Source organism: Micromonospora sp. NPDC001898 (genome assembly GCF_042891255.1).
GTDB lineage: Bacteria > Actinomycetota > Actinomycetes > Mycobacteriales > Micromonosporaceae > Micromonospora.
On the sequence record NZ_JBIATC010000006.1, the window covers coordinates 174,763 to 193,668 of the forward strand.

Sequence of the window (18,906 nt, forward strand, 5' to 3'; positions counted from 1 at the left end):
CGGCCGGTCGGCTGGTTCCCCGACGGAAAGGGCGATGCCCGGGCAGTTGGACTGCCCGGGCATCGCGGTGGTGCGGTCGATCAGTGGATCAGGAGAAGCGGACCTTGACCGAGGTGCCGTTCTGCTCCAGCACCTTGATCTTGGTGCCGGTGGCCGGAACCTTGACGCCGTGGTTCGGCAGCTCCGGGTACCAGTACTGCTTGGTGTCGTCGAACAGCGGCTGCGCGGCCTGGCCCCGGACGTACTGGGCCTGACCGTTGATGTGCAGCGTGAACGAGTCCGCCTTCTTCAGGCTGAACGGCGCGTCGTAGACCTGGACGCGGGCCCGCCACGGGTTGCCGGTCAGGTTGTAGAGCGGCTGCGGGCGCGAGTCGATGATCATGTTCCGACCCTCACCCGGGTGCTCGAACGTGTCGTTGTCCGCGAACCGGAGGTTCCAGTACGAGATCAGCAGGCCCTCCTGGTACGCGTAGTGGTCCACGTAGTCCGGGCGGGTGGTGCCGTAGCCGAAGTAGTACGGGCCGGTCTTCAGGTACTTGTCGTACGAGACGTACGTCCGGTTGCCGGCGATGTAGTAGTTGTCGAAGAGCCGGGTGTAGCTCCCCGAGACGATGCTCCAGCCCTTGGCCGCCCAGTCACCGAGGCCGGTCTCGGCGCCGTTGGTGGAGAGGGTCTGACCGTCGGCGGTCACCGTGATGTTGTCACCGAAGAAGCCGCCCTCGGCGACTCCCCCGTCGGTGAGGTAGTGGAAGCGGAACTGCACGACCTGGCCGGCCAGCGAGTTCAGCGGGATGTTGATGTCGGTCCACCGGCCCGCGCTGCTGCCGCTGAGGCCCGGCGTCGGGTCGGTGTTCGACACCGGCGGGATCGGCCTGCCGTCCACGGTGCCGGGCAGCGCGCCCCAGGTGGCCCCGCCGTCGGTCGACGCCTCGAAGAAGAGGTAGTCGTAGCCCGACTCGATGGCGAACCGGCCCTTGAGCGACAGGGCCGCCGAGGTCTTCCCGGTGAGGTCGATCGTCCTGGTCAGCGTGGTGTCCAGGTCGTCGTCGTTGCCGGAGAAGAACTGCTTGGCACCCTCGAACGGCTGGCCGTAGTCGAAGGTGTACTCCCGCTGCGGGAGCACCACCACGGCAGCCTGCGGCTTGGCGGAGTTGTACTCCTGCGGGCCGAGCTCCAGGGTCTTCTTCTGGCCGGCCTTGACCACCTCGTAGTCGAGCCAGCCGAGCTGGAGCTTGTTCCAGGCGCCGAGGTCGCCGCCGCGGTCGCCGATGCCGGCGTCCTCCTTGGCGTTCAGCCGGCTCTGGGCCATCAGGGTCCAGTGCTCGTTGTTGTTGTCGCCGCCGTTGAGGTTGTTGTAGTCGTCCGGCAGGCCCAGGTCGTGCGCGTACTCGTGGTAGAAGACGCTCCGGCCGCCGTTCTCCGGCTGGACCGTGTAGTCGCGGATCCAGATGCCGGTGTTGCCGATCTGGGTGCCGCCGATCGGGAAGTTCACCGGGCCGGTACGCGAGGTGTTGTACGCCGACCAGCGGTGGCTCCAGATGGCGTCCTCACCCTGGTGCGGGTCGCCGTCGGCCTGGTCGCCGCCGGAGTGGACGATCTGGAAGTGGTCGATGTAGCCGTCCGGCTCGTTGAAGTCGCCGTCGCCGTCGTAGTCGAACCGGTCCCACTGGTCGTAGGACTGCATGTCGGCCTTGATCTGGGCGTCGGTGCGGCCCTTGGCCTTCTGGTCGGCGACCCACTGGTTGGCGGCGTCGCGCACCAGGTCCCAGGCGTTCTGGCAGTTGTTCGCCGCGCAGACCGCCGGGTCGCCCGTCGGGTCGTTGTCGGCCTTCGGGTCGTTCGAGCGGCCGTACCGGGCGGCGTTGTACTTGACCTTCACCCAGTCGGTGACCTGGCCCTCCACCGTGTAGCGCCCGGAGGACTGGGACTCGTAGTACTGCTTGACCGACTCGTCGCCCTGTCCGGTGCCGAAGTACAGCTTGCGGAAGTAGTCCGCGCTGTAGTTCGCCTGCCACACCGTCGAGTTGTCGACCGCGCGGTTGGGCTGGGGAATCTGGTTGTGCACCGGCCCGTTGAAGGTGGTCGGGCCCGCGATGGTCGGGTTCGTGTCCTTGTCCGGGTACGCCGGGTCCCGGTCGTCGCCGAACTCGGCCAGGATCACGAAGATCTTGTCGGTCCGCTCCCGGGCCAGCTCGACGTACTGGTCCTGCTGGCCCGCCTTGGCGTTCCGGGCGCCGGCGGTCGCCGCCGTGCTGCCGACGGTCTCGCCGACCTTGACGACGGTGCTGCCGTTGATCTTCTGCGCCTTGGCCCGGCCGGAGAGGACCTCGCTGAGTCCCTCCTGGCGAAGCGCACGGCGCTTGTCCTCGAGCTTGTCCGGCAGATCGTGATCCGTCGGGTTCTCGGCGGCCGACGGGGCGGTCGCCGGGAGCTTCGGAGCCGGCGCGGCGCTGGCGGACGTGCCGACCACCAGTCCCGTCGCCGTCAACGAAAGCCCGAGCAGACCCACTGCGACTTTCCGCACGTGGTACCTCCGGTGTGAGGGAACCGACCCAACGGGGGTACGGGCCGGTGAGAGGCCCCACTGGTGGGGCCAATGGTGAACATAGAGTCTCCCGGGACGGGTGGGAAGACGCGTACGTCGATTTGTTGCAAACTTTTGTCGGGAATGCGTTCCACCGTCACACCGCTGTCGCTCTCCGAACGGTTGAACAGCGCGGACGTCGGGTCAGGAATTGCAGTGACACATTTCGATCAGTAGGCGTCGGTGCAGACGGAAGGGGCCGGTGGCGTCGCCGCCACCGGCCCCTTCATCGATCAATGGATCAGTTGCTGACAAGCAGGACCATGTTGTCGGTTGCCTTCTTGCCCTGCGTCACAATCGTGATCTTGGTGCCGGTGCCGGCCACCTTCACCGAGTTCTGCGGGTTGCCGGCCGTCCAGTAACGGTCGACGTCGCTGTCGTTGAACACCGGGTTCGGGTTGAGCTTCGGCACGGTGACCGCCACCCCGTTGAGGTGGAAGGTCTGCGCCGGCTTGACGAACCAGCTGAACGTGGCGTCGTAGCCGCTGCGCCGGTTGGTGATGGCGCGGTCGCCCACCTTGATCTGGCCCGGGCGGACGTCGACCGGCAGGTTGAAGCCGAAGCCCGGGTGCTGCGAGGTGTTGTTGTCGCCGTACGCGTAGTTCACGTACCAGATCAGCAGGCCGGGCTGGTTCGAGAACCGCTCCACCCAGTTCGGGCGGGTGTTGGCGAAGCCGTAGTTGTACCCGCCGGTGCGCAGCGTGTCGTCGTACCCGAGGTACGTCCGGTTCTCCGCGATGTAGAAGCGGGGGTACGAGTCGGTGACCGAGCCACCCATCCGGGTGAAGCCCCTGGCGGTCCACGCGGCGTCCAGCGTCTCCGCGCCGTCGGTCCAGGTGGTGGCACCGCCCTTGACCAGCGAGATGTTGTCCAGGAACGCGCCGGCCAGGTGCACGCCGCCGTCGGTCTGGTAGCGGTAGCGGAACTGCACGGTCTGCCCGGCGTACGCGGACAGGTCGTAGGTCAGGTCGACCCACGCGTCGCTGCTGGAGCCGTCGACCCCGGTCTCGCCGGCGTCGATGAGCGAGTTGCTCAGCGGCGCCCAGGTGGCGCCACCGTTGGTGGACACCTCGGCGTACAGGTAGTCGTAGTCCTCTTCGATGTCGTACCAGGCCTTCGCGGTGATCGACGCGGACGTCGTACCGGTCAGGTCCAGCTGACGGGTCAGCGTGGTGTTCAGGTCGTCGGCGCTGCCGCCCCACCACTCGTTGGCACCCGCGAACGGGGTGTTGTACGAGGTGGTCTGGGTCTGCGGGGGCAGGTTCACCACGGCCGCCTGGGCCTTCGGCCCGTCGCTGTCACCGGCCGGGCCGATCGGCAGGATGGTGTTGCCCTTGCCGTACTCGACCGTCGAGTGGTTCAGCCAGCCGAGGTAGAGCTTCGACCACGGGTCCATGTAGCCCGGGGTCGAGCCGATGTCGTCGGTGCCACGGCTGAGCCACGAGCCCGAGGCCATCAGGCTCCAGAAGCCCACCCCGTTGTCGCCGCCGTTGGTGTCGTACAGGTCCGGCAGGCCGAGGTCGTGGCCGTACTCGTGCGCGAAGACGCCGAGGCCGCCGTTCTCCGGCTCCGTGGTGTAGTCACGGATCCACATCCCGGTGTTGCCGATCTGCACGCCGCCGGCCAGGTTGCCCGCCGGGCCGGCGCTGCCGGCCAGGTTCGGGAACGCGGCCCACCGGTGCGACCAGATGGCGTCCTCGCCCTCGGCTCCGCCGCCGGCCTCCTCGCCCTCGCCCGCGTGGACCGCCTGGAAGTGGTCGACGTAGCCGTCGGGCTCGTTGAAGTCGCCGTCGCCGTCGAAGTCGTACCGGTCCCAGACGTCGAACTGCTCGAGGTAGTCCTTGATCTGCTGCGGCGTCTTGCCGGCCGCGACCTGCGAGTCGTACCAGGACGTGGCGCTGTCCTTGACGAAGTTCCAGTAGCCGTCGGCCTCGGAGATGGCGGGGCTGCCGTACCGGGACTCGTTGAAGGGCACGGTGACCCAGTTGCTCACGTCACCGCCGACGGTGTACCGGCCGCCGGACTGCTTGAGGTAGAAGTCCCGCATGGACTCGTCCGCGCCGTAGAACATGTCCATGTAGTGGGCCCGGTTGAAGTCGGACCGCCACAGGGTGCTGTTGTCGTCGGTGGCGCCGCCGTCCCAGTTGCGGTCCGGCGCGGCGATCTGGTTCACCTGCGGGCCGGCGGTCCCGCCGGTGCGCGGGTCGGTCTGGTTGCCGAACTGGACCAGCATCGTGAAGATCGGATCGGTCTTCGGGGCCTGCTGGTACTCGACGAACTTGTCGTTCTTGACCTGGATGACCTTGGAACCGTTGCGGGTCTGGAGCTTGACCTTGCCCTGCAGCAGGTCGGCGATCGCCTGCTTACGGACCTCCTGGTGCTGGTCCGCCTTGGCGTCGGGAAGGCTGTCGCTGCGGCGCTCCGCCTTCTCGGCGCCCGGGGTCGGCTCCGCCGTCGGGGCGGCGGACGCCGGGGCCGTGACGACGCCGGCCGCCAGCAGCGCGGCCGCGGCCGAGGCCAGGCCCGCCGTGACTCGTCTCCTCAAAGATCCTCCCTTGTGGACTGTTACATGACAGGAGCGACCGGGGTCGACGCTGTCATGGGGTGCGTCTGCCACCCTGGCAGAGGAGTCGGTCGTTGTCACTGCCCGGTGAGCGCGGTCAGCCGATGAGGACGCCCGGCAAAGGTCGGCAAATCGGGGCCAATGGGCGATGGGACGCGACGTCACCTCCCATTACGTTTCGGCCACGATCACCTGGCGTTTCAGGGGTGCGAGGGCCACGTCCACGGAGCGCCGCCGGACGACGCAGGCGGGGCCCGCCCGGAGCGGTGTGCTCCGGACGGGCCCCGCCCGATGTTGCGACGCGCCTGAGGGGTCAGGGCCGCGCCGAGGTCACCCGCACCGAGGCGACGGTGTTGTCCGACGTCGCCTTCTTGACCGTGAGCGTGACGCCGAAGTGCACGTTCTGGCTGGCGGGGTTGCCGTTGCCCAGCACGATCGCCCCACCGCCCAGCACGACGCCGTAGAACGACGGCGCCGGCGTACCGTCCGGGTTGACCACCCGGGTGGTGTACGGCGCGTTGTTCCGCGACGGCAGCACCACGGAGGCGTCGTTGTCGCGGGCGTACGGCGACCCGTTGCGCATCTCGATGCCCGGGTACCAGGTCTTGGCGTCGGTGAAGCCCGCCACCGCCGGCTGCGCGGGGAAGCTCGTGCAGTACTCGCTGTACGGCTCGCCCGCCGCCTCAAGGCACTCGGTGAACGGCTTCGTCTTCTTCAGGCCGAACGCCGCGTTCGCCGACTGGGGCCGGCTGGGCAGGTTGTCCAGCACCGACGGGTCCTTCTCGGCCGCCGTGCCCTGCCGCCGGTACGGGTCGAAGTGCGAGTCGACGATCAGCAGGCCACCCTTCGCGCCGTAGCTCGGCAGGGCGGTCATCTGCCCGGTCACGTGGTTGACGTCGCCGAGCGCGGTGTCCCGGTACCAGACCAGCATGCCCGGGGCGTTGTAGGAGATCCGGTCGACCTTCCACGCCTCGTGCGAGTACACCGTGTCGTACGTGTACTTCAGGCCCTTGTCGAAGCCGTCGAAGTTGCGCCACTCGGCCAGGTAGAAGTGCGCCCGCCGCTCAGTGCCCGTGTTGATGTTCCAGCCCACGCCGGTGGTGTCGGTGAACGTGCCGCCGGTGGCGGTCCAGCCGTTCGCCCCGCCCTCGACGTCGTCGCTCCAGGTGGTGGCCCCGCCGCCGGTGACCGAGAAGTCGTCGGCGAACCAGTTCCGCTCGTTGAACGCCTCGTCGGTGGCCTGACGCAGCCGGAGCTGCACCGTCTGCCCCGCGTACGCCGACAGGTCGACGTAGTCGTTCCGCCAGCCGCCGGTGGAGCCGGTCAGGCCGTACCGCTTGCCGCCGAAGTCGGCCATCCGGCCGTTCGGGTCGGCGTAGTTGTCATCGGTGGTGACCAACGCGCCGGTGGCGTCGTAGACCTTCTGCTCCGACCAGGTCGCCCCGCCGTCGGCGGACAGCTCGACGAAGCCGTAGTCCCAGTCCTCCTCGATGATGTAGTTGTTCCACATCCAGAACTTCGAGTCGGCCGCCGAGGGCACGCTCACGGCGCGGGACAGCTTGACGTCGGCCCAGTTCTGGTCGGCCCCGCTGTGCCACATCTTCGTGCCGCTGTGCGGCGTGGCGAGGGTGAGCACCTTGTCCGGCAGGTCGACCTTGATGCCGTCCGCCGTGCCGACCGGGGTACGTGAGGTCTGCCCGACCCGGACGACGCGCGGCGCGGAGCCGGGGGCGATGGTCTCCGGCTCGGCCCAACCGAGCACCCACTTGTCCCAGATGCCCATGTGGGTGGGCAGCGCCTGGAAGATCTCGCCGCTGTGCGACCCGGAGGCCATCAGGTCCCAGAAGTCCACGTCCGAGTCGGCGTTGCCGGAGGTGTCGTAGAGGTCCGGTAGGCCCAGGTCGTGGCCGAACTCGTGGGCGAAGACGCCGACGCCGGCGTCCTCCGGCTGCACGATGTAGTTCGCGGCCTTGAGGTTCGTGCCGGGGATCGTGTAGCCGCCCGGGACGGTGGAGGAGTGCGCCCAGACGGCGTAGGTGCCCTCGTTGCCGCCGCCGCGGGACTTGCCCTGGCCTGCGTGCACCAGCACCAGGTGGTCGATCACGCCGTCCGGCTCGAGCAGGTTGCCGTCGCCGTCCCGGTCGGCCTGGTCCTCGATGTCGTAGTCGGCCCAGGGGAAGCTCGGGTCCATCGCGGCGAGGGCGTCGATGGCGTCCGTGGCGAGCCGGCCCGCCCCGGCCGGGTTGTCCGGGTGGCCGTTCATCGCCTGCTCGCGGCCGGCGACCCAGTTGCCGTTCTCGTCCTGGAAGCAGCGCGAGGCGGCGTACCAGCCCTCCGAGTGCGGCACGGTGATCCACGGGCTGGCCTGCCCGTCCACCGTGTACGCGCCCTTGGACATCTCCAGGTACATGTTGTGCATGGTCCGGCCGGCGAGGCTGACGCCCGGCTGGCCGTCCGGCCCGGTCAGGTCCGTGCGGACCCGCTCGGTGATGCCCCTCTTCGTGTAGAGCATCTTGTCGTAGTGGGTCGGCGAGAAGTCCGGCACCCACATCGAGTTGTTGTCCTTGTGCGGCAGGGCCGCCGGGTTCGCGATGTTGTTGTGCTTCGGCCCGTTCTGCACGGTGCCGGGGACGCAGGTCCGGTCCTCGAACACCGTCTTCGGGACCATCACGCCGGTGAAGTCATCGTTGGCCTGGTCGTTGAACTCGACCAGCAGGGTGAGCAGCTTGGCGGTCTGGGTGCTCGGGGCCTGCTTGATCTTGCGGGGGCTCTTGCCGGTCTGGACCGACTTGGCCTCCAGCTTCGCCAACTGCTTCGCGGTCGTCGGGTTACCGGCGGCGAACTTGCGGTCGTACGCCCGGGACTCGTCCCCCGCGGGGGTGTAGACCCCGTCGGCGCCCTTGACCTCCTTGCCGCTGGTGTTCGGCTGCACCTCGGGCTCGGCGTAGTTGATGTAGTACTCGTCCGCCCCGATCGTGGCTGGGGCTGGGCTGGACGTCTCGGCCGACGCGGTTCCGGTTACGGTCAGTGCCGTGGCCGCGAGGGCGATGGCGGGCAGCGCGACGAGTAGTCGTCGGCGTGACCCGGTGCGCGGATTAGTGTGCATACCGCTCCGTTCTCGGGGCGTGGGGAAGGACGCCGGCCGGTTCGACGCACAGTGACAAGGGTCGAATCGACCGGTGCGGCTGAACCTAGAGGAGAACGGAGTCTTCCGACAGGGGGTGTCGTTCCCTGTGTCCGTTCAGGCCGGTGCGCCCTCCGCCGACCGACCGAGCGGGACGGTCGGGTGACGTGCTGTCGACGTACCCCCGGAAAACAGCGGTGGGTGACGGTCCGCGCGGACCGTCACCCACCGAGATGGTACGCCTGCCGTCAGTCCTCGTCGGACTTGCCGCCGCCGATCCCGGAGGAGATCAGCTCCATCACCGAGGAGTCCTGGAGGGTGGTCACGTCGCCCAGCGACCGGTTCTCCGCCACGTCCCGCAGCAGCCGGCGCATGATCTTGCCGGAGCGGGTCTTCGGCAGCTCCGGCACCAGCAGGATCTGCCGCGGCTTCGCGATCGGGCCGAGGGTCTTCGCCACGTGGTTGCGCAGCTCGGTGATGAGCTTCTCGCCCGCCTCGCCGGTGGTGTCGGTGGTGCCGCGCGGGATGGCGAACGCCACGATCGCCTGGCCGGTGGTCGGGTCGGTCGCGCCCACCACGGCCGCCTCCGCCACCGACGGGTGCGACACCAGCGCCGACTCGACCTCCGTGGTGGAGATGTTGTGCCCCGACACCAGCATCACGTCGTCCACCCGGCCCAGCAGCCAGATGTGCCCGTCGTCATCCTTCTTCGCCCCGTCCCCGGCGAAGTACATGCCCTCGAACCGGGACCAGTACGTCTCGATGAACCGGTTGTCGTCGCCCCAGATGGTGCGCAGCATCGACGGCCACGGCTCGCGCAGCACCAGGTATCCGCCGCCGCCGTTCGGCACCGACTGGCCCTGGTCGTCCACCACGTCGGCCACGATGCCGGGCAGCGGGGTCATCGCCGAGCCCGGCTTGGTCTCGGTGACGCCCGGCAGCGGCGAGATCATGATCGCGCCGGTCTCGGTCTGCCACCAGGTGTCCACGACCGGCAGCTCGCCCCGGCCGACGTGCTGCCGGTACCACATCCACGCCTCGGGGTTGATCGGCTCGCCGACGCTGCCCAGCAGCCGAAGCGAGGACAGATCGAAGCCGGCGGGGATGTCGTCGCCCCACTTCATCATCGTCCGGATCAGCGTCGGGGCGGTGTAGAGGATGCTGACCTGGTACTTGTCGACGATCTCCCAGAACCGGCCCTTGTGTGGGGTGTCCGGGGTGCCCTCGTACATGACCTGGGTGGCGCCGTTGGCCAGCGGGCCGTACACGATGTAGGAGTGGCCGGTCACCCAGCCGATGTCGGCGGTGCACCAGTAGACGTCCGTCTCCGGCTTCAGGTCGAACACCGCGTGCGCCGTGTACGACACCTGGGTCAGGTATCCGCCCGTGGTGTGCAGGATGCCCTTCGGCCGGGCCGTGGTGCCGCTGGTGTAGAGGATGAACAGCGGGTGCTCGGCGTCGAACGGCTCCGCGGCGTGCTCGGTCGACGCCTGCTCCACCGTCTCGTGCCACCACAGGTCCCTGGCCGTCCAGGCGACCTCCTCGCCGGTGCGGCGGACCACCAGCACGTGCTCCACCGACGGGCAGTTCGTCACCGCCTCGTCCACCGTCGGCTTCAGCGCCGACGGCTTGCCACGGCGGTAGCCGCCGTCGGCGGTGATCACCACCTTGGCGGCGGCGTCCTGGATCCGGTTGGTCAGCGCGTCGGCGGAGAAGCCGCCGAAGACCACGCTGTGGGTGGCGCCGATCCGGGCGCAGGCCAGCATCGCCACCGCCGCCTCCGGGACCATCGGCAGGTAGATCGCCACCCGGTCGCCGGCGGTCACGCCCAGCTCGGTCAGCGCGTTCGCCGCCTGGCAGGTCAGCCGGTGCAGGTCGGCGTACGTGATGGTCCGGGTGTCGCCCGGCTCGCCCTCCCAATGGATGGCGACCCTGTCGCCCCGGCCCGCCTCCACGTGCCGGTCCAGGCAGTTGTACGCCACGTTGAGCCGGCCGCCGACGAACCACTTCGCGAACGGCGGGTTCGACCAGTCGAGCACCTGGTCCCACTGCTTCGCCCAGGCCAGTCGCCCGGCCTGCTCCGCCCAGAAGGCGAGCCGGTCCCCGGCGGCCTCGGCGTACGCGTCGGCGGTGACGTTGGCGTTCGCGGCGAGTTCAGCCGGGGGCAAGAACTGCCGGGTCTCGTTCAGCAGATTGGCCAGTGCCTCGCTCATGCCGTGACTCCCTCATCGCATCCGTGACCTGCGTCCCTACCCCCGCAGAGATTAGCCGGGGCGGTCGGTGCCCGCGACAGCTCCCGGAGCACGCCCGCGCCGAGCGGCCCCCGCCGCGCGCCGAACTGTAGGAGTGAGGTGGGTGACGGGGCGGAACCGGTGGCGGGCGTCGCGTTGTCGGGCGGCTGCGGGCCGGGCGACCGGGCGGGTCGCTAGCGTGACGGGGTGACCACCGATCCGCTCGCCCCGCTGCTCGCGCTCGCCGACATCGCCCCCGCCGTCGAGCGGGCCCGTGACCGGGTCGACCAGTCGTTGCGGCACCGCGCGCTGCGCCGGCACGGCGGCCAGGTCGCGGCCGAGGTGAGCCTCCGCTGCGCGGTGGCCAGCGCCGCCCTGGAGGGGGCCGCCCACGACCGCGAGGCGGTCCGCGCCGGTACGGTCACAGACCCGGTGCTCCAGGGCGCGCTGCGGGTGGCCGGCGCGCTGCCCGGGCTGACCGAGCCCTGGCCGAAGGCCCCCCGACAGGTCCTCGCCCGGCTGCACGTGCTCGCCGCCCGGGACGTCGTACCCGCCGACGAGCTGGGGCGGCCGGTGGCCGATCCGGTGGTCGGCGCCCGGCTGGACGCGCTGGCCGGGCTGATCGCCGGCGGCACCGCCGTGCCCCCGCTGGTGCTCGCCGCCGTGGTGCACGGCGAGCTGCTGAACCTGCGCCCGTTCGCCGGGCCGTCCGGGGTCGTGGCCCGGGGCGCCGCCCGGCTGGTGCTGATGTCCACCGGCCTCGACCCGCGCGGGCTGGTCGGCACCGACGTCGGCCACCGCGAGCGCGAGCCGGAGTACGTCGGCGCGGCCGGCGCCTTCGCCACCGGCACCCCGGACGGGCTGCGCTCCTGGCTGCGGCACTACCTGGCGGCGGTCGAGGTGGGTGCCGACCAGCTCACCGCCGTCGGCGACGAGATCCTCGCCGCTGCCTGACCCGTCACCTGGGCCGCGCCCGGTCGACGCCGTGCCGCCGTGCCGGATCCCGTCTCCCGGGCCGGGGCTCAGTCGCGCCGGACCGCCCGGTTGACCTTGGCCTGGAGGGCCCGTCGGGCGATCGGCCCCAGGTCGTCCACGATCTCGATGAGCACCGCGAGCTGGTCGAGCGCGGACATCGCCCGCTCGGCCGCCTCCCGGTCCACCTTGTCGTAGAGCTCCAGCCCGATGAACGCGGCCGACACGGCCCGGGCCAGGCCGGGCACGTCCGCGATCTCCGCGAACGGGGAGCCGGCGAGCAGGCGACCCAGGACGGCCTCGATCTCGTCCACCCAGAGCTGGAGCGCGCCGGCCGTCGGGGCGGCCAGCCGCTCGTCGGCCTGCGCCCCGGCGAGCATCTGGGCGAGGAAGGAGACGTTGCCCAGTTCCCGCTCCTGCTCGTGCAGGGCGCGGCCGACGGCGAGCAGTTCGCGCAGGGAGCCAACGCCGGCCAGCCGCGCCGACCAGTGCCCGACCCGCTCGGCCGTGCTGGCCCGGCAGGCCGCCGCGAGCAGGTCGTCCACGCTGCCGTAGTGGTAGAACACCAGCGCCTGGTTCACCCCGGCGGCGGCGGCGATCGTACGGGCCGAGACCCCGGCGATGCCGTGCTGGCGGATCGCGGCGATGGCGCCGCCCAGGAGGCGCTGCTTGGTGTCGGACATCCCTCTCCTCGCGTGCCGGCTCGTCCGGCTTCGGCTTCTCCCGTGCCGGCCTCTGCGGCTCGGGCTTCTCGCGTACCGGCTTGCCCGGCTCGCCGGTCGCTGGCCGGACGCGGCGGTGCGATCATCGCATCGGTCACCAACTGCGCGAGCCAGGCGACCCCGGGCAGCCGCAGCGTCCAGCCGGCCAGCGCCCAGCCGAGGTGGACGTGTTCGAGCGCGCGGGCGACGGCGGCCACCCCCCGTTCCCGGTGGTCGTCACCGCCCGTGTACTCCGCCCGTCGCAGCACCCCGTGGTGCGCCGAGGCGGGCCGGAGGACGAGCCCCACCGGGTGCCGGCGGGCGAGGAAGCGCCACACCGCCGCGCACGGCCCGCAGTCGGCGTCGAGCCAGAGGACCGCAGGCGGCCCCGACACGTACGGCCGCCAGCGCGGCCACCAGTTCCGGACCCGCCGTCGGTAGGCCCGCCAGCCCTCCGGGTACCGGCCGGCGAGGTCGTGCTCCTCGTGCGGCCCGGCCACCGCCGCCGCGAAGGCGACCGCCACCGCGCCCGCGCCGGCCAGCGCCAGGCTCCCGGTCAGTGCGGCGGTCAGCAGCACCAGGGCCACCGCGCCGAGCTGCATCGGGTTGGCGAGGTAGGCGTAGGGACCGGTGGTGACCAGCCGTCGGGGCGGATCCCACGGGTACGGGGTGCCGCCGCCCCGGACCGCGAACTCCCGCACGGCGGTGAGCGCCGGCGCCGCCACCAGCAGGGCGACCTGCCCGACGAGCAGCAGCCGGGACGCGGGCAGCCCGGTGAGCCCGGCCCAGGAACCGTCGCCCAGTTCGAAGGCCAGCGTCGGCACGAACCACAGCAGCAGGGTGGCGAAGAGGCCGACCTGGAGCAGCGCCCGGGCGGCCAGGTGCCGACGGTCCGCGCACCACCGGCCGAGCAGTTGGGCGGGCAGGGCCACGGCGAGCAGCCCGGCGGCCTCCCCGACGAGCCAGTGCGGACCGAGGCGGACCAGCGGGTGCAGGGCGGGCATCGCCACGGCGTCGAGCCAGAGCAGCAGGCCCAGCGCCAGCGGCAGCGGCAGAACCCTGCGCAGCAGCACCGGCAACGGGCCCCACAGGGCGGCCCAGCCGATCCACAGGTCCACCGGCAGCCCCCGGTACGCGCCCCGAACGGGTGCGAAGGTGTACCAGCCGGTGCGCCGGGCCGCCTCGTCGAGGGCCGCGATGCCGACGGCGCCGGCCACGAAGGCCAGCAGTGCCGCCGCCCGGGCGTCCCGGTCCCGCTCCAGCCGGGCGGCGGCGAGCACGGCCAGCAGGGGTACCGCCAGGCTCAGGTGGCGGGCGACCGTCATCGCGGGACCGTCATGTCCAGCAGGTGCCCGACCCCCTCGCCGAGCAGGACGTGCTGCACCGGCCCGAAGTACCAGGACGGGTCGAGGCCGCGCCGGTAGTCCACGCTGATCCGGACCTCGGTGTGCCCGGCGTCGACCGCCCGCCAGCGCAGGTCCGCCCGCCGCCAGGTGAACCAGCGGGCGGTGATTGAGGTGTCCTCGACGAAGCGGAAGACGACCTGTCGCGGCTGGGCGGTCTCGACCTCGGCGAGCAGGTGCCCGCCCGGCCCGTGCGCGCTGCCGTGGTAGCCGAACATCCAGCGGTCGCCCACGGCCAGGCCGTCGCCGCTGACCTCGGTGGGTGTGGGCGCGCCCAGCAGCCGCAACGGCATGGACCGCACCGGGACGGGCCGGGGGCCGGCCGCGAGCCGCTCGGCGACCTGATCGGCGGGCAGCGCCACCACCCGGACCACCTCGACCGACTGCTCCGGGTCCAGCCGTGGCCCGATCCCGCTGCCCTCCAGGCCGGGCAGGAGCAGCAGCGGCACAGCGAGGACCGCGTACGTCCGCGAGGCGTCCCGCAGCGCGCGGATCAGCGCGGTGGTGCCGTGCGCCACCGCGTACACCAGCGGGGCGGCCAGGATGACGCAGACCGCCCCCTCGTGCAGCGCCACCGCCGCCAGCAGCAGGGCGATCGTGGTGACCACGAAGACCCGGCCGTGCGCCGTCCGGCCGGGGACGAGGGCCAGGGCGGACGCGAGAATCACCGGGAGGGCCACGAACAGCAGGGCGCTGTCGGCCCGCCCGGCGCGCACCGTGACGATGTAGACCACCAGCCCGAAGGCCGCGATCAGCCCGGCCAGCACCCAGTTGGCGGCGGTCCGCCGCGGTGGCCGTTCGCCCTGCTCCGACATGACATCCTCCCCGCTTTTGAGCGACTGCTCAAGCGGAGCATAGGCGGAGTTGAGCGATCGCTCAATAGGGGTTTCGCCGACGGTTGCGGGGCGGGGCGTGGGCCGGTAGCCGTGGGGTCGCGCCGGGGCGCGCAGCCGCGCTCGGGCGGGCCGGTCGCTCCGGAACGAGGCGTCGCGCCCCTGACGGAGTCAGGCGGCGGCGTCGCTCGGAGAGGTGATCGGGCGCGGTGGACGCCGGTCGGTGGGGTGGTCCCGGGCGTCGGTCAGGCGACCGGGGCGGTGCGGGTGCGGCGGTGCCGGCCGTACCAGGCGATGCCGATGGCCACCCCGACGCCGACGCCGAGGGCCGCCGCGGCGACGGGGACGGCGGGGCGTTCCCGCAGCCGGCGGCCCAGCGGGATCGGGTGCCGGAACTCCAGCACCGGCCAGGCGTTCTCGCTGGCCAGCTTGCGCAGCGCCCGGTCCGGGTTGACCACGCTCGGGTGGCCCACGCACTCCAGCAGCGGCCGGTCGCTCATCGAGTCGGAGTACGCGTACGAGTCGGCGAGGTCGTAGTCGCGCTCCCTGGCCAGCTCGCTGACCGCCTGGACCTTGCTCGGCCCGGCGGCGTAGAACTCCACCTCACCGCTGTAGCGGCCGTCCGTCACCGTCATCCGGGTGGCGATCACGTCGGTCACCCCGAGCAGTTCGCCTATCGGTCGGACCATCTCCTCGCCGGAGGCGGAGACCAGCACGACGTCCCGGCCGGCGGCCTGGTGCTCCTCGATGAGGGCCGCCGCCTCGGCGTACACGTAAGGGTTGATCAGCTCGTGCAGTGTCTCCGCGACGATCTGGCGGACCTGTTCCACCTGCCAGCCCTTGCAGAGCGCGGCGAGGTAGTCCCGAGTCTTGGCCATGGTCTGCTCGTCGGTGCCGCCCAGCCGGAACATCAGCTGCGCGTACGCCGACTTGACCACGTCCCGCCGGGTGATCAGCCCATCCCGGTAGAACGGCCGACCGAACGCCAAGGCGCTCGACTTGGCGATGACGGTCTTGTCCAGATCGAAAAAAGCGGCACTTCGGCCCACGGCGCAAAAGTCTAGCCCGATGGACTATCGTCGGCGGGTCCCTGGGGTACGGACCCCGGCCCGACCTGGGGGCGACCCCTAGGACTGCTGCCCGTCAGTGACGACGGTCACACTCTCCGAACACAATTTCGCACTGAGTGGAGTCAACACCACTCGACGTATACGGGTCTGCTCAGGCATGCTTGTGGTTGCGACGAGGACTCAGGTGTCGTGCGAAGCAGGCCCTCGGCGGTTGCACCCCCCGTAACCGCTGAGTCGGTTCGGCTCAACCCCCCCGGAGCCGAACCGCCCGACGACCCCCGTCTCCCCCCGACGGGGGTCGTCCCTTTTCCGATCTTCTTCCGGCCCAGGTGGAGGCGCCGGCTCCGCTCGGCGCAGAGCTTGCGCTTCGCCGCGAGGGTCGCCCCGCAGGGCACCTCCATTACCTCGGTCAGGCCGGTGGCGGTGTCGGTGCGACGCAGGGCGAGGGGGCGGACGCAGACGCCGTTCTGCTCGGCGAACGGCTTGAGCGCGTCCTTGGCCAACGGCTCGCGCATCCTCCGCCGGGGGATGCGCAACGGTAGTCGTGGGGATGAGTTCGAGTTGGCTCACCGATGCCCTCCGAGCCGTAGGGGGTGCCGTTGCGGGGTGCGAACGCCGCCGCCGGCGCCCTCTTTTTCGACGACGAAGGCCGTGTGCTCCTCGTGCGTCCCCCTACGGCTGGCGCAGGCATAGGCGGGGAAGCCCGGAGAGCAGCCGCAGGCGGCAGCGTCGAGAGCGGTTGAGATTCGCGAGCCGGCAGCCGGCGAGGTCGTGCCCCGAACGGCCGGTGCAGGAAAGGGCACGCGAGTCAGCGCGCCGAGTTGCGGCGGCGGACCGGTCGCGGTCACTGCCCGTTAATCGAGGGCGCAACGACTCTAGAATGGCCGGGGCTCCGTCCAGGCCTAAGGGCGTGGACGGGTCGAGCAGGTCCGATTCGCCGGCCGACTACCCGGGTAAGCAGAGCGGGCCATCGCCTGGTGCTTGAGCAAAACCGGTGATTTGCGGATCGAAGATCCGGTGGAGAACCGGCCAGGCGGCCTCTATGGAGATTCGGTAAACGTCAATCCTGTCCGCTCAGGAAAGGTGTCCGATGTCTTTTTCGAGATCTACCGTAGTTTTCCGCATGAAGCGCCCAAATGCAACCCCTATTCCGCTATCGGAAATTTTGGCCACCTCCTCTTCGCCCAAGTGCACCGCCAGAATCTCCCTCATCTGCCCGGTGTCCACGGTGTCATAGTTGGGAATGTATCTTCCATCCTTTCCATGAGGGTGAGTAATTGACCAGTAGGCACGCACAAAGCTTTTTGTCGCGAACCCGCTTGGAACCCTGGATCTTCTTTTCATCTCGCCGACGAAGACGTCGAGTCGCTTCAGTAATGTAAGGTCGTTCATTTGGCGAAAGTAGTGCAGCCAACCGAACGAGTTGCCACCGTAGATGCAGCCGGTAATCAGCATGTTGATTCGAGTCTGAAGCAGGCGGGCGTCTTTGTCGTACTTATAGCGAGTGAAGATGCGTGCAATCGAATTTTCGACATTTCGAACGCTCTGATCGCGGACGGATATGGTCAACGGATTGAACGTATATCCGAGGTAGCTGAAACCATCCGAGATATCACCAGCGCTAGACTTGCCCCCCGCGCCCGATGCCTCGTGAACCTTTAGGCCAGCCTCCGAAAAGAGTGTCACCGCTAGCTTGTTTATGCGATCAACGTCTACACGGTCACACAAAACTAGAATGTCATCCACATAGCGAACATAGAAGCATCCCTCTGCTGAAAGCTCGCTGTCGATCCTCTGTAGGACAAGCTCAGCAAGGTAGTTCGATATGGCAAGCCCCTGCGGTACGCCCCGCGTATTCGGGATCCGGCTTCTGTGGTTTACGGGAACTGTTGATGTCCTCACCGCGCCTAGAATCGCTCCAATGATTTCCTCCTTGCGCACTCGGGTGCGCAACCCTTCCTCGATCAATCCGTGACCAATGGATGGGTAGAAGTTCTCCACGTCCAATTTTATGTATGAATCAAAGCTGCCAGCTCTAAGTGCTTCGGATACTTGGTGTACCCGCTTTTGCGGGATTGTTCCCCGAGTCTGAGGAAATAGCTCGCCAAGGCAATCCGACAAGGCGCGAAGTGCGATTCGATCGCGAGCGGTTGGCACCGACAGCATACGTGGCGGCCGCCCCGCCCCTCTGAGTTGGAGAAACTCTCGGTAGGCGCTGAATCGGTATGTCCCTGATCTCATTCTTCGAGAGATGAAGGAAGCCACTTCTTTGATCTCACTCTTCAGTGCATCGGGGCTTACTCCATCGCGCCCCCGAGCCCGCGTTCCAAGCACATGTTCCTGATAGACACGCACTAGGTTGGACGGGGCGGTCGCTGACCTAAAGATTCTAGAAGCCGGTCTAGATGCCATTGAAGAACCAGGTGCCAAATGGTATCAGTATCAGAATGGGTACCACTAAGCTGGCGTATGGGAGCAAGGTCACCGACGAATATGCCGCAGAAACCGCGAGATCATTAAGTCGCTTCGCCTTGCTTCTGGTTCCACCCTGGATTGACGATTGCACTTTGTGGAAGTCGCGGCTGGTGTGGTTCTCCGTTGAGGCGACTGCAACCTCATACTCCCACTGCAACTTCTCACCTTTATCTTGCCGATCCGGCCCTGCATATTCCTTGAGGTTTTCAGCCGCAACAGAGATTTGCTGAATCCTCTTGTAGTTTTCTTCCATTGCCCGTGCCCGAGTTCCATAACCGGCACCCGAAACAACAAGCGAAGCGACCAACGAAAGTATGGATAGAGAGACCATGAGGGCATCTCCGCCAACGCCGTACATGTCCCGCTTCGTTAGCAGCCCGACAGAGGCAATTGCCGTCGATGTCGACAAGGCAACTAGAGCGAAATTCCATGCGGTGTTCGCGTGGCTGAGGCGGCGAGAGGCATTTAGTCGGCACAGATAGGTCGTGTAACTTCTTTTTTCCAGACGCTCCAACATCGGAGAGGGAGCGTCAGGTAGTGACTCGGCCACTAGTCTCCTTGCCTGACCTTAAAATAAACGTCACCCGCAGCCTCGGGGATGCGAGCATTGCCCCGGAAGTTAATCCGAAGCAAACCGCATGGGCGTGCCAACACGGCATATTACTACTGCCACTCAAGCGATGGGCCTGAGCAAGTGGCCGAGTCGTCTGGCATCTTATCATCCAGGCGTTATCCTGACGTTCCTTGCCTAGTGAAGGAAACTCCGTGCGGAACCCAATGGGGGAGGCCAGGAGAGACCCATTAGGTAGTAGGTTTTCGCCATATGATCACAGGGACTTTTGATGGCAAATATCCCTCAGTGTGTCGCCGCCGCATTTTTGCACCAACAGTTGGCAGGTCAGCGCCCGGCGATGACCTCTGAGAAACGTCTTCAGCCTGCGTGACCCCAA

The 18,906-nt window shown here is 68.9% G+C and carries 10 protein-coding genes and 1 pseudogene; 1 reads left to right on the forward strand and 10 read right to left on the reverse strand.

What is annotated here, in order from left to right; translation table 11 throughout:
• Positions 1–88: 88 nt before the first annotated feature.
• From ACFYZF_RS16130 to acs, 4 genes are all read right to left on the reverse strand, one after another.
• Positions 89–2,509, reverse strand: coding sequence for an immune inhibitor A domain-containing protein (locus tag ACFYZF_RS16130; protein WP_387021554.1), 2,421 nt, complete (start codon positions 2,507–2,509; stop codon positions 89–91).
• Between the two features lie 316 nt (positions 2,510–2,825).
• On the reverse strand, positions 2,826–5,129 hold the full coding sequence (locus tag ACFYZF_RS16135) for an immune inhibitor A domain-containing protein (RefSeq protein WP_387020833.1): 2,304 nt from the start codon (positions 5,127–5,129) through the stop codon (positions 2,826–2,828).
• A 331-nt stretch (positions 5,130–5,460) separates the two neighbouring features.
• The gene (locus ACFYZF_RS16140; RefSeq protein WP_387020836.1) at positions 5,461–8,253 is read right to left on the reverse strand and encodes an immune inhibitor A domain-containing protein; all 2,793 of its coding nucleotides are present in this window, start codon (positions 8,251–8,253) and stop codon (positions 5,461–5,463) included.
• Between the two features lie 266 nt (positions 8,254–8,519).
• The gene (acs, locus tag ACFYZF_RS16145; protein WP_387020839.1) at positions 8,520–10,484 is read right to left on the reverse strand and encodes an acetate--CoA ligase; all 1,965 of its coding nucleotides are present in this window, start codon (positions 10,482–10,484) and stop codon (positions 8,520–8,522) included.
• A 225-nt stretch (positions 10,485–10,709) separates the two neighbouring features.
• On the opposite strand from acs, the gene ACFYZF_RS16150 reads away from it, so the two are divergent.
• A complete protein-coding gene (locus ACFYZF_RS16150; protein ID WP_387020841.1) occupies positions 10,710–11,456 on the forward strand; it encodes an oxidoreductase in 747 nt (248 codons plus the stop codon).
• 68 nt (positions 11,457–11,524) lie between these two features.
• On the opposite strand, the gene ACFYZF_RS16155 is transcribed toward ACFYZF_RS16150, so the two are convergent.
• From ACFYZF_RS16155 to ACFYZF_RS16180, 6 genes and pseudogenes are all read right to left on the reverse strand, one after another.
• Positions 11,525–12,157 (reverse strand): TetR/AcrR family transcriptional regulator, encoded by a 633-nt coding sequence (locus ACFYZF_RS16155; RefSeq protein WP_387020844.1) that lies wholly within the window; start codon positions 12,155–12,157, stop codon positions 11,525–11,527.
• 100 nt (positions 12,158–12,257) lie between these two features.
• Positions 12,258–13,500 (reverse strand): annotated as a pseudogene (locus ACFYZF_RS16160) (methyltransferase); the annotation flags it as partial.
• On the reverse strand, positions 13,497–14,393 hold the full coding sequence (locus tag ACFYZF_RS16165; protein WP_387020846.1) for a hypothetical protein: 897 nt from the start codon (positions 14,391–14,393) through the stop codon (positions 13,497–13,499). The gene ACFYZF_RS16165 and the pseudogene ACFYZF_RS16160, both read right to left, overlap by 4 nt.
• 263 nt (positions 14,394–14,656) lie before the next feature.
• Complete coding sequence (locus ACFYZF_RS16170; protein ID WP_387020848.1) at positions 14,657–15,460, reverse strand: HAD family hydrolase; 804 nt, start codon at positions 15,458–15,460, stop codon at positions 14,657–14,659.
• Positions 15,461–16,555: 1,095 nt separating this feature from the next.
• The gene (locus tag ACFYZF_RS16175; protein WP_387020850.1) at positions 16,556–17,893 is read right to left on the reverse strand and encodes a reverse transcriptase domain-containing protein; all 1,338 of its coding nucleotides are present in this window, start codon (positions 17,891–17,893) and stop codon (positions 16,556–16,558) included.
• Positions 17,883–18,473: an SLATT domain-containing protein gene (locus ACFYZF_RS16180; protein ID WP_387020853.1), complete on the reverse strand. Its 591-nt coding sequence runs from the start codon at positions 18,471–18,473 to the stop codon at positions 17,883–17,885. Before ACFYZF_RS16180 ends, ACFYZF_RS16175 begins: the two co-directional genes overlap by 11 nt.
• Positions 18,474–18,906: the final 433 nt, after the last annotated feature.

Bases quoted from the DNA above. Each gene is read 5' to 3' on its own strand.
- ACFYZF_RS16140 (WP_387020836.1), bottom strand. From the start codon at position 8,253: ATGCACACTAATCCGCGCACCGGGTCACGCCGACGACTACTCGTCGCG.
- acs (WP_387020839.1), bottom strand. From the start codon at position 10,484: ATGAGCGAGGCACTGGCCAATCTGCTGAACGAGACCCGGCAGTTCTTG.
- ACFYZF_RS16155 (WP_387020844.1), bottom strand. From the start codon at position 12,157: ATGTCCGACACCAAGCAGCGCCTCCTGGGCGGCGCCATCGCCGCGATC.
- ACFYZF_RS16165 (WP_387020846.1), bottom strand. From the start codon at position 14,393: ATGTCGGAGCAGGGCGAACGGCCACCGCGGCGGACCGCCGCCAACTGG.
- ACFYZF_RS16175 (WP_387020850.1), bottom strand. From the start codon at position 17,893: ATGGCATCTAGACCGGCTTCTAGAATCTTTAGGTCAGCGACCGCCCCG.
- ACFYZF_RS16180 (WP_387020853.1), bottom strand. From the start codon at position 18,473: ATGTTGGAGCGTCTGGAAAAAAGAAGTTACACGACCTATCTGTGCCGA.